Origin of the sequence: Actinoplanes sandaracinus, assembly GCF_030009775.1 — a bacterium.
GTDB lineage: Bacteria > Actinomycetota > Actinomycetes > Mycobacteriales > Micromonosporaceae > Actinoplanes > Actinoplanes sandaracinus.
On sequence record NZ_JASCTH010000012.1, the window covers coordinates 235,496 to 246,061 of the forward strand.

Annotated in this window: 9 protein-coding genes; 2 read left to right on the top strand and 7 right to left on the bottom strand. The window is 69.4% G+C overall.

Going from position 1 to position 10,566, the window contains the following annotated elements:
• Positions 1-183 precede the first annotated feature (183 nt).
• Entirely contained in the window at positions 184-2,619 is a 2,436-nt protein-coding gene (locus tag QLQ12_RS20045) for a phosphoketolase family protein (RefSeq protein WP_282761736.1), read from the bottom strand.
• A 397-nt stretch (positions 2,620-3,016) separates the two neighbouring features.
• Between QLQ12_RS20045 and QLQ12_RS20050 the strand changes: the two genes are divergently transcribed.
• On the top strand, positions 3,017-4,240 hold the full coding sequence (locus tag QLQ12_RS20050) for a DUF418 domain-containing protein (RefSeq protein ID WP_282761737.1): 1,224 nt from the start codon (positions 3,017-3,019) through the stop codon (positions 4,238-4,240).
• Between the two features lie 135 nt (positions 4,241-4,375).
• Here QLQ12_RS20050 and QLQ12_RS20055 read toward each other — a convergent pair whose 3' ends face one another.
• On the bottom strand, positions 4,376-5,200 hold the full coding sequence (locus QLQ12_RS20055; protein ID WP_282761738.1) for an LLM class F420-dependent oxidoreductase: 825 nt from the start codon (positions 5,198-5,200) through the stop codon (positions 4,376-4,378).
• A 124-nt stretch (positions 5,201-5,324) separates the two neighbouring features.
• Positions 5,325-5,660, bottom strand: a complete 336-nt coding sequence (locus tag QLQ12_RS20060) for a hypothetical protein (protein WP_282761739.1) — start codon at positions 5,658-5,660, stop codon at positions 5,325-5,327.
• Between the two features lie 9 nt (positions 5,661-5,669).
• On the opposite strand from QLQ12_RS20060, the gene QLQ12_RS20065 reads away from it, so the two are divergent.
• The gene (locus tag QLQ12_RS20065; RefSeq protein WP_282761740.1) at positions 5,670-5,861 is read left to right on the top strand and encodes a hypothetical protein; all 192 of its coding nucleotides are present in this window, start codon (positions 5,670-5,672) and stop codon (positions 5,859-5,861) included.
• Positions 5,862-5,954: 93 nt separating this feature from the next.
• Here the strand turns inward: QLQ12_RS20065 and QLQ12_RS20070 are convergent, their stop codons facing one another.
• The 4 genes from QLQ12_RS20070 to QLQ12_RS20085 form a co-directional block, all read right to left on the bottom strand.
• Entirely contained in the window at positions 5,955-6,311 is a 357-nt protein-coding gene (locus tag QLQ12_RS20070; protein ID WP_282761741.1) for a VOC family protein, read from the bottom strand.
• A 93-nt stretch (positions 6,312-6,404) separates the two neighbouring features.
• Positions 6,405-8,663 (bottom strand): alpha-xylosidase, encoded by a 2,259-nt coding sequence (gene yicI, locus QLQ12_RS20075; protein ID WP_282761742.1) that lies wholly within the window; start codon positions 8,661-8,663, stop codon positions 6,405-6,407.
• A gap of 9 nt (positions 8,664-8,672) precedes the next feature.
• On the bottom strand, positions 8,673-9,560 hold the full coding sequence (locus QLQ12_RS20080; protein WP_282761743.1) for a carbohydrate ABC transporter permease: 888 nt from the start codon (positions 9,558-9,560) through the stop codon (positions 8,673-8,675).
• A gap of 2 nt (positions 9,561-9,562) precedes the next feature.
• Positions 9,563-10,411, bottom strand: coding sequence for a carbohydrate ABC transporter permease (locus QLQ12_RS20085; RefSeq protein ID WP_407651518.1), 849 nt, complete (start codon positions 10,409-10,411; stop codon positions 9,563-9,565).
• Positions 10,412-10,566: the final 155 nt, after the last annotated feature.

The following is a 10,566-nucleotide window of genomic DNA, read 5'->3' on the forward strand; positions in this document are numbered from 1 at the left end:
GTGAGACAGGTCTCGGCCGCAGTTTCGCAGGAAATGATTTCGTCTTGCTGTCTGATTCGCGAACTCCTATGGGCGAACCGCGCGCGAACCTGTGAATTCGCGCGCGGCATCGAGCACCATTGTGCAAACCGCAGTGGGATTTCACACCGGCGAGATCCCGGGGCTCCTGGAGATCCCGGAGGATCAGCGCTCCGCCCAGTCCCCCAGCGACCAGTCCCGCACCTCCGGCATGTCTTCGAGGTGGTCGACCACGTACTGCTCGTGCTTGGCCAACTGTGACTCGCACCAGGTCTTCAGCTCGGTGGCCCCGGCCGGCAGCCGCTTCGCGTTGTTGATCGCGTCCATCACCAGGTGATAGCGGGACGCCCGGTTGCGGACCGTCATGTCGAACGGCGTGGTCGTGGTCCCCTCCTCGATGAAGCCGCGCACCCGGAACCGGTCGGCGTCCGGCCGGCCGTGCACGAGCTGGTGGATGGCGCCCGGGTAGCCGTGGAAGGAGAACACCACGTCCACGTCGTCGGTGAACAGCTCGCGGAACATGGTCTCGCTCATGCCGTGCGGGTGATCCTTCGGCCGGGGCAGGGCCATCAGGTCGACCACGTTCACCACGCGGACCCGGAGTTTCGGCAGCCGCTCCTTGAGGATCTGCGCAGCCGCCACGGTCTCCATGGTCACCACGTCGCCGGCGCAGGCCAGCACGATGTCGGGGTCGCCGGCGCCGTCGTCGTTGCCGGCCCAGTCCCAGATGCCGGCGCCCCGGGCGCAGTGCTCGATCGCCTGGTCCATGGTCAGCCACTGGAGCTGCGGCTGCTTGTCGATGACGATCAGGTTGACGTACGACCGGGACCGGAAGCAGTGGTCGGCGACCGACAGCAGGGTGTTCGCGTCCGGCGGCAGATAGACCCGGGCCACGGTGCCGCGCTGGTTGAGCACCACCTGGATCAGGCCGGGCCCCTGGTGCGAGAAGCCGTTGTGATCGTTGCGCCACGCCGTCGAGGTGAGCAGGATGTTCAGGCTCGGCACCTTGGCCCGCCACGGCAGGTGCGAGGCCTCCTGCAGCCACTTGCCGTGCTGCACCGTCTGCGACGCGCTGACCATGGCGAACGCCTCGTAGGTGGCGAACATGCCGTGCCGCCCGGTCAGGTTGTAGCCCTCCAGCCAGCCGTGGCAGTTGTGCTCGGACAGCACCTCCATGACCCGGCCGGTGCGGCCGATCTTCACGTCGTCGTCGTTGACGCCCTCCATGAACGCCCGGTCGGAGACCTCGAAGACGGCACCGAGCCGGTTGCTGTTGGTCTCGTCCGGGCAGAACAGCCGGAACCGGTCGGGGTTGCGCGTGTAGAGGTCGCGCATCATCTCGCCCAGCTTGCGGGTCGACTCGGCGCGGCCCTCGGCCGGCTTCTTCACCTCGATCGCGTAGTCCCGGAAGTCGGGCATGTCCAGGTCGCGAGTGAGCAGGCCGCCGTTGGCGTGCGGGCTGGCGCTCATCCGCAGGTCACCGGCGGGGGCCACGTCGCGGATCAGGGCGACCGGCGCGCCGGTGGCGTCGAACAACTCCTCCGGCCGGTACGACCGCAGCCACTTCTCCAGCTCACGCAGGTGGTCCTCGTTGCCCTTGACGCCGGAGAGCGGCACCTGGTGCGAGCGCCACGTGCCGGTCACCGTGATCCCGTCGATCTTGTCGGGGCCGGTCCAGCCCTTGGGCGTGCGCATGATGATCATCGGCCACCGCGGCCGCGAGCCGTCCCACTGACCGCCGCGCGCCGTACCCTGAATGGTCTTGATCCGGCCCCAGGCCTCGGCGAGGGTCGCCGCGAACCGGTGGTGCATGCCGGGCAGGTCCTCACCCTCGATCTCCAGCACGTCGTAGCCGTGGCCCTCGAAGAGCCGGCGAACCTCGGCCGGATCCTTGCGGGCCAGCACGGTCGGTCCGGCGATCTTCGCGCCGTTGAGGTGCAGGATCGGCAGCACCGCGCCGTCGTGCTCGGGGTTGATGAACGAGACGCCCTTCCAGGAGCCCTCCAGCGGACCGGTCTCCGCCTCACCGTCACCGACGACCGCGATCGCCAGCAGGTCGGGGTTGTCCATCACCGCGCCGAACGCGTGCACCAGCACATAACCCAGCTCGCCACCCTCGTGGATGGAGCCGGGCGTGGTCACCGACACGTGGCTGGGGATGCCCCCGGGTGAGGAGAACTGGCGGAACAGCCGCAGCAGACCGCTCTCGTCGAGACTCACCTTCGGGTACACCTCCGAGTAGGTGCCCTCCAGGTATCCGGCGGCGACCAGGGCCGGCCCGCCATGCCCCGGCCCGGCGAGATAGATCGACTGCTGGCCGGTCCGTTTGATCAGGCGCGACACATGGGCATAGATGAACGACAATCCCGGGCTCGTTCCCCAGTGCCCGAGCAGGCGCGGCTTGATGTGCTCGTTCCTCAATGGCTCACGCAGCAGCGGATTGCCCTGCAGATAGATCTGGCCGACGGTCAGGTAATTGTTCGCCCGCCACCAGGCGTCCAGTCCGGCGACCTCGGCATCGTCCGGAGCGGCGAGTCTCCGCACGAGTTCCTGCAGGTCGAGCGCGGTGGCTCGATTGTCCGAAACGGCGGTCACGGTCATTCCTCTCGACGTTGGCGTACGAGTGCCTGACTGGTCACGGTCAACGTATCGGCGATAGGGACCCAGGACAGGGGTCCTTCGGCCCCTCCGGTCGGGACGTTACCCCCGCCGCGCGGCGCCATGCCGCATTCCCGGGCCCCAGGCCGCCTTCCCCCTTTCAAGACCCTCATCTCGTACGCGCGAGATCGTCATCGACCGCGACCATCCCGTCCCGTGGCGGCCCGGCGGACGTCCGCCGGCCGCGTTCCTGCCGCACAAGCTCGGCATGCCACCGAAGGCGCGGCTTCTGGCGCCGCACGGCCGGGCACGTCCGTGGTGAACTCGTCTGGACTTAAGTAGCGCCTTCATAGACTTCCGCCAACTGCGAATCAAGACCCTCCGCTCGTACGGTCGGCGCATGCGAATCGCAACGCCGGAACGACAGCCCGGACCCGTGACACCGGAGGCTCGTGCGCTCGGCCCGGACCTGGCACGCGGCGCGATGCTGCTGTTCATCGCGCTGGCCAACACGCACTACTTCCTGCGTGGCCAGACGGTCCTCGGTGGCTATCCGCAACACGGATCGGCCGCCGACAAGGCGGTGACCTGGCTTCTGGCGACGTTCGTGGACGGCCGGGCCTTCCCGCTGTTCGGGCTGCTGTTCGGTTACGGGGTCGCGCGGATCGTGCGTCGCCAGCGGGCACGGGGCCACTGGCGCGTACGCCGCCTGCTTTGGCGCCGCAGCGCGGTGCTCATGGTGATCGGCTTGACCGACGCCGTGCTGTTATACGTCGGCGACATCCTGGCGGCGTACGGCGTGCTGCTGTTCCTGGGCGCGTGGATGGTCTTCTGGCGAGACAGGTGGCTGGCCGCGCTCGCTGTCGCCGCCCTGGTGCTGACGTCCCTGCCGAGCGCCGGCGCGTCCACGATCAGCACCGAGGGGCCGGGCCCGGAGATACTGCCACCGGCCCTGTCCGGGCTGGTCGCCGACAGGTTGCCGGTCGCGTTGTTCGTCGCGTTGCTGGGCCCGATCGGCTTCCTGTGCCCGTTCGCGGTCGGCCTGTGGGCGGGCCGCCGCCGCATCCTGGAGCGTCCGGCGCACCACCTGCCGCTGCTCCGCGCCGTCGCCGCGGGCGGCATCGGCGCCGCGGTGCTGGGCGCCCAGCCGATCGCGCTGCTGCTGGCCGGCGCGACCACGGCGCCCGCTCAGCCCGCCCTGGAGCGGCTGGCCGCCCTGCACGGCATGACCGGCACGCTGGGCGGTCTCGGCTACGCGGCCCTGCTGTCCCTGCTCGCCCTGCGCCTGGACCGACGGCCTGAGGGACCGCGCCCGGGCCCGATGACGGCGGCGATCGCGGCGGCCGGCCAGCGGTCGATGACCTGCTACCTGATGCAGTCGGTGACCTGGGCGGTCGTGTTCACGCCGCTTCTGCTCGACCTGTCCGGCACGCTGACGGTCACCGGCACGGCGCTCCTGGCGACGGCGACCTGGGCGGCCACCGTCCTGCTCGCCGACCGGATGCGCCGGGCCGGGCGGCGAGGCCCGTTCGAGACGCTGACCCGTTTCGCGACCTACGGCCGGACCCGGCCGGAGCCGCGGCCACCGGCCGGAGCCGTACATCCGACGGCTCACTGCCCGTGACCACCAGCGCGCTTCAGCGGCATTCGCATACCCCGCCGCCCAGCGCACGCTCACTCGACATCCGCTCCGGGGATGCCACCCGCCCTCCGCTGCGGCCCCACATCTATGCCGTGAAGAGCAGCGGGTCGGTCCATGTCAGACCCGTTCGACCAGGGTCTCCCCCACGGAGACGATCACGCTGTCGACCGCGGTGTCGTCGATGCCCTCCAGCTCGATGATGAGCCGGTCCACGCCCAGGTCGGCGTACCTGCGGACGGTGTCGAGGTCGGGCGGGCCGGGCGGGGTAATGGTGATCTCCAGTTCGCCGAGACTCTCCGGCCGCTGCTCGGCGCGGGCGGTCTCGGCCAGGGCGCGCAGCGCCTGCCCGGTCTGGTCGACGTCCAGACCCCAGCCATACCAACCGTTCCCGTGCCGGACGGCCCGGCGGTACGCGGCGGCGGAGTGACCTCCGACCACGATCGGCGGGTGCGGGCGCTGGATCGGCGACGGGTGCTGAACGACGCCGGAGAACGACACGAACCGGCCGGTGAACGAAGGCGCGGCGTCCCACAGGGCACGCATGGCGGCCAGATGCTCGTCGGTGCGGGCGCCCCGCTCGGCGAGCGACACGCCCATCGCCTGGAGCTCCGGCTCGACGTAGCCGGCCCCGACGGCGACGGTCAGCCGGCCACCGGACAGCACGTCCAGCGAGGTGAGCTGCTTGGCCAGCAGCACCGGCTGGCGCTGCGGAAGCACGATCAGGCCGACGCCGAGGCGGACCCGGCTGGTCACGGCCGCGAGGTAGCTCAGCGCGATCAGGGCTTCCAGCCGGGGCGGGTTACCCTCCCCCGGGGGGAGCGCGATGTGGTCACCGACCCACAGCGACTCGAAGCCCGCCTCCTCCGCCGATCTGGCCCGCCGGACCAGAACGTCGGACTCGACGTTGCGGTCGCGGTGCAGTCCGTACAGCCCGAACCTCATCCGGTCAGCCACCTCTCCGTCGCCTGTTCTGATCAGCACCGTACTGGGACGGATCCACATACGCATCGATACGACCGACCCGGCAAACCGGCGCGTCGTGCCGCGGCCGACTCGCGCACGTGCCTCAGTGGCGGACGATCCCCTCAGCGATCCGTACGCTCTCGGCGATGACCATCATCGGGACGGTTCCGGTTGCCGTCTCGGCGTCCCACGTGAACAGGTGATGCCCCGCGCCGGTCGTGACCCTCCGCGCGAACTCGCGTTCGGGAAGCGTCGAAGGCCGGAAGGCCGGATGGTGAAACAGATCCGCGCAGGAGACCCAGGCGACATCGGCGAACGTGACCTCGACGCTGTGGTGATAGGTCAGGTCGTTGTCCGCGATCAGGCGGAACACGGACGTTTCCCATCGATCCACCTGCCAGTCCCAGAACCGGCCGTTCAACTCGAACAGATCGCGCACGCAGCGATCATGCCGCATGTCGACCCGCCGCCGTGGGCCGAGGCCTTCGCCGACGTGGGCTTCATGCCGCTCGGCCGCAGGTTGCTCGCCACGCCGTTGAGCGAGGTGGACACCAGCGCGCTCGCCAAACAGGAGTGGCGCCACATCCGTTCGTGGCGTCCTCCGGACGTGGGCCGCACCCTTTTCAACGGCTGGGACTGACGGCCGTCCTCGAATGCCTCGATCCGTCCGCCCGGCCACCGCCACACACGTCCCGCGTGATGGTCGAACGACACGCCGGGGTTCCCGTCCGGATCAGTTCAGACAAAGACAGAAGGGGTGGCCTGCCGGGTCCAGGAAGACGCGGAATGTCGTGCCGGGCTGGTCCGGATGTCTGGTCGCCCCGAGAGCGATCACCGCCGCCTCGGCGGCATCGAGATCGTCGACGAGCATGTCGAGGTGCATCTGCTGGGGCCGCTCCTGCGTCGGCCAGGTCGGCGGCGTGTAGTCGGCCACCTCATGGAAGGAGAAGCACCGGCCGTCCTCGGCGCAGACCGAGGCCCGGTCACCGGAGACGTCGATCCTCCCATCCAGGATCGCGCCGTAGAACCTGGCGAGCACACCGGGATCGGGGCAGTCGATGGCAAGGAGCGGCATGCGAGCGATGGCCATGCGGCGATCATATCGACGAGGATGACGGGACCGGTCCCGCCACCGCGACATGTCCGGCGGCGCCCGTGGGCGCTGCCGGACATGTCGCAGCCGCTAGCCCAGCGTGAGGGTGCAGCTCTCCTCGTCCGCGCTCAGGGCGGTGACCCGGTCACCGATGCGCACCTGCCAGGGCAGCGCGTCGCCCCTCCGGCCGACGACGACCCGCGAGCCCTCACGGGTGACGGTGAAGACCGTGTCCGCGCCGGCCGGGCCGGGGACGACGACGGCGGTCTCGCCGAGAGCCAGCTCGAACAGGCGCAGGGTGACGCCGTCGCGATAGTCGTAGTCGGGGCGGTCCTGGCGGGCGCCGACCGGGATGACCGCGCCGGGGCGAACCAGCAGCGGCACGCTGTCGAAACCGTGGGTCTCGCGGACCCAGGCGGGACCCTCGACGGTCTCGGCCAGGCCGGTGACCGGCTGATAGCGGGTCCACCGGCCGGCCGGGACGTAGTAGGAGACGTCGCCGTCGGCCGAGAAGACCGGGGCGACCAGGAGGTCGCCGCCGAGCAGGTACTGGCGGTCCAGGTAGGTCGCGGCCGGGTCGTCCGGGAAGCCGATCGCCATGGACCGCATCACCGGCAGGCCGGTGAGGTGCGCCTCGCGGGCCGCGCCGAAGATGTACGGCATCAGCCGGTACTTGAGGTGCGTGAAGTGCCGCAGCACGTCCACGGCCTCCTCGTCGAAGAGCCACGGCACCCGGTACGACGAACTGCCGTGCAGCCGGCTGTGCGACGACAGCAGGCCGAACGCGGTCCACCGCTTGAACACGGCCGGGTCGGGCATGCCCTCGAAGCCGCCGATGTCGTGGCTCCAGAACCCGAAACCGGACGACATCAGGGACAGGCCGCCGCGCAGGCTCTCCGCCATCGACTCGAACGTGCTGGAGTTGTCGCCGCCCCAGTGGACCGGGAACTGCTGGCCGCCGACGGTCGCCGACCGGGCGAACAGGACGGCCTCGCCCTCGCCACGGGCCTCCCGGAGCACGTCGAAGACGACCTGGTTGTAGATCTGCGAGTAGTAGTTGTGCATGCGTTCCGGGTCGGAGCCGTCGTGCCACACCACGTCGGTCGGCACTCGTTCGCCGAAGTCCGACTTGAAGGCGTCGACGCCCATCTCGGCGAGGCCGCGCAGTTTGCCGGCGTACCACTCGCGGGCTTCGGGGTTGGTGAAGTCGACCAGGGCCATGCCGGCCTGCCAGAGGTCCCACTGGAAGACGTCGCCGTTCGCGCGGCGTACCAGATAGCCCTTGGCCTTGCCCTCGGCGAACAGCGCGGAGCGCTGGGCGATGTACGGGTTGATCCACAGGCAGGTCCGCAGTCCCCGGTCGGCGAGGCGTTTGAGCATGCCCGGCGGGTCGGGGAAGACGCGCGGGTCCCACTCGAAGTCGCACCAGTTGAACTCGCGCATCCAGAAGCAGTCGAAGTGGAACACCGACAGCGGCAGGTCCCGGTCGGCCATGCCGCCGACGAACTTGTTGACCGTCTCCTCGTCGTAGTCGGTGGTGAACGAGGTGGTCAGCCAGAGGCCGAACGACCAGGGCGGCGGCAGCGCGGGCCGGCCGGTGAGCGCGGTGTACTTGCGGATCACCTCGGCCGGGGTGGGCCCGTAGATGACCAGATAGGACAGGCTCTGCCCGGCGACGCTGAACTGGGTGCGGGTGACCATCTCGGAGGCGACCTCGAAGGACACCTTGCCGGGGTGGTCGACGAGCACGCCGTACCCGCCGTTGGTGAAGTAGAACGGGACGTTCTTGTAGGCCTGCTCGCTGCTGGTGCCGCCGTCGGCGTTCCAGATGTCGACGGTCTGACCGTTCTTGACCAGCGGCCCGAACCGCTCCCCCAGACCGTAGACGACGTGCCCGACGCCGAGATCGAGTTGCTCGTGGATGTGGTCGCCGTCGGGGCCGGTGACGACACCCATGCCCTTCCAGCCGCTGCCGGTGAGCCGCCGGCCGTCGGCGAGGAAGTCGAGCGCCCACTTCTCCCCCGCGGTGAACCGCGCGGTGAGCGCGCCCGCGGTGAGGGAGAGGTCGTCCACCGTCACGTCGGTGGATTCCGGAGAAAGGACGAAATCGGGGGTTCTGGAGCGCTCTCCCTGGAAGTGGTCGATCGTCACCCGGATGACGTCGGACGCCGGCGCGCTGCACGTGACGGTGATGAGCGGGGCGTTCAGCGTGTCACCACGGTGCTGGACCGGCCGGGTGGCGGCCCAGACCGTCAGCGAGTCCGGACCGGTCGCCGTGTCCTGAAGATGGGCCGGGTGCAGGACGGTGACCCCGTCACGCTTGCGCCAATAGCCATCGGTGAACTTCATGGGGATCCTTTACTTGATGGCGCCGGCGGCGATGCCGCGCGTGAGGGTCCGCTGGAAGAGCAGGAAGAAGAGGATCGCGGGGAGGATGCCGATCAGGGCCGACGCGCTGGTCGTGGTGGCGTCCATCATGCGGTCGCCCTGGAGGACGCCCAGGGCCACCGGGACGGTCTGGTTGTCGTTGGAGACCAGGAACACCAGCGGCAGGAAGAACTCGTTCCACGTCCAGATGAAGAAGAACGTGAACAGCACCGCGAGGGTGGGCCCGCTGACCGGGACCACCACCCGCCACAGGGTCCGCCACTTCCCGGCGCCGTCGACGGCGGCGGCGTCCAGCAGTTCCCGGGGGAACTCGGCGTAGACCGAGGTGAGCAGGTAGGTACCGAAGGCGCTCTGGATGACGGTGAAGATGATGATGACCGCCAACAGGCTGTCGTAGAGACCGGCCTCCTTGGAGATGTAGTACAGCGGGTAGACCAGCACCTCCTGCGGGAGCAGGTTGGCGACCAGGAAGAAGACCAGGAACCAGACGCGGCCGCGGACCCGGCCGATGCCGAGGGCGTACGCGTTGAGAATCGACAGCACGACACCGAGGACGGCCACGGTGAGGCTGGTGATGAAGCTGTTCCAGAGCTTCTGGCCGAAGTCCACCCGGTTCCAGAAATCCACGATGCCGTCGAGGTGGAGGCCGCCGGGCAACGACAGCGGGCCGTTCGCGGCGTAGTCGGCGGGGCTCTTGACCGCGTTGACCGCGATCACCAGCAACGGCCCGACCAGCAGCAACAACAGCACGACCAGGGCGGCGAGGACGAACCACCGCACCGGGTCGCGGTGCCGCGCGGCCTCCGGGGACTCCTGCGCCGCCGGGTGTTCGACGGTGGGACGGGCGGTAACAGTCATGATCATCCGTCCTGCGACGACGAGCGGTGCTGGAGGCGGAGGAAGGCGAAGGCGAGCGCGACGATCAGCACCGTCAGCACAGTGGAGATCGCCGAGCCGTACCCCACCTGCGCTTTCTCGAAGAAGTTCTTGTAGGCGAAGTAGGACGGCACGAGAGTGGCGTTGCTCGGGCCGCCCTTGGTGAGCACGAAGACCTGGCCGAAGATCTTCAGCGCGGCGATCGTGGTGGTGATCAGGACGACGTAGAACTCGGGCCGGATCATGTAGACAGTGATCTTGCGGAACCGCTGCCACCAGGTCGCGCCGTCGAGGTCGGCCGCCTCGTAGAGCGACGGGTCGATGCGCGACAGCCCGGACATGAACATGACGACCGGGTAGCCGATCTGGAACCAGATCATCACCATCATCACGCTGTACAGCGCGTAGTCGGGGTCGCCGAGCCAGTTCTTCGCCAGCCCGCCCAGGCCGGCCGCTTCGAGGATCCGGTTGAGCGCGCCGTAACCCGGGTGCAGGATCCAGCTCCAGATGATGCCGGTGACCGCCACCGGGATCACCTGCGGCAGGTAGTAGCCGGACCGGAACAGCCCGGCCCACCGGTCGCCGAAGCGTTTGCCCACGTAGTCGAAGAGCACCGCCGCCAGCACCAGGCCGAGCAGCGTCGGAATCACCGCCATGGCCAGCACCAGCAGGGCGATGTTGCCGAACGACGACCAGAACAGGGTGTCGCCGAAGAGCCTGGTGTAGTTCTCCAGGCCGACCCAGCGGGGATCGCCGACACCGGTCCACTTGGTGAAGCTGACGTAGACCGTCATCACCAGCGGCACGACGATCACCGCCAGCGAGGCGAGCATGCCGGGGATCAGATAGACCGCGTAACCGCGGTTTTTAACAACACGACCGGCCACGCCGGGCCCCTTTCCTTCGCGGCGGGGGGGGGGGGGGGCCCCCCCCCCCCCCCCCCCGCCCCGCATGAGGAGGGAGGGCCGGGGGCGCGGGGTAGGGGGGG

Bases quoted from the DNA above. Each gene is read 5' to 3' on its own strand.
- yicI (WP_282761742.1), bottom strand. From the start codon at position 8,663: ATGAAGTTCACCGATGGCTATTGGCGCAAGCGTGACGGGGTCACCGTC.
- QLQ12_RS20065 (WP_282761740.1), top strand. From the start codon at position 5,670: ATGCCGCATGTCGACCCGCCGCCGTGGGCCGAGGCCTTCGCCGACGTG.
- QLQ12_RS20085 (WP_407651518.1), bottom strand. From the start codon at position 10,411: ATGCTCGCCTCGCTGGCGGTGATCGTCGTGCCGCTGGTGATGACGGTC.
- QLQ12_RS20050 (WP_282761737.1), top strand. From the start codon at position 3,017: ATGCGAATCGCAACGCCGGAACGACAGCCCGGACCCGTGACACCGGAG.
- QLQ12_RS20080 (WP_282761743.1), bottom strand. From the start codon at position 9,560: ATGACTGTTACCGCCCGTCCCACCGTCGAACACCCGGCGGCGCAGGAG.
- QLQ12_RS20045 (WP_282761736.1), bottom strand. From the start codon at position 2,619: ATGACCGTGACCGCCGTTTCGGACAATCGAGCCACCGCGCTCGACCTG.
- QLQ12_RS20055 (WP_282761738.1), bottom strand. From the start codon at position 5,200: ATGAGGTTCGGGCTGTACGGACTGCACCGCGACCGCAACGTCGAGTCC.
- QLQ12_RS20070 (WP_282761741.1), bottom strand. From the start codon at position 6,311: ATGGCCATCGCTCGCATGCCGCTCCTTGCCATCGACTGCCCCGATCCC.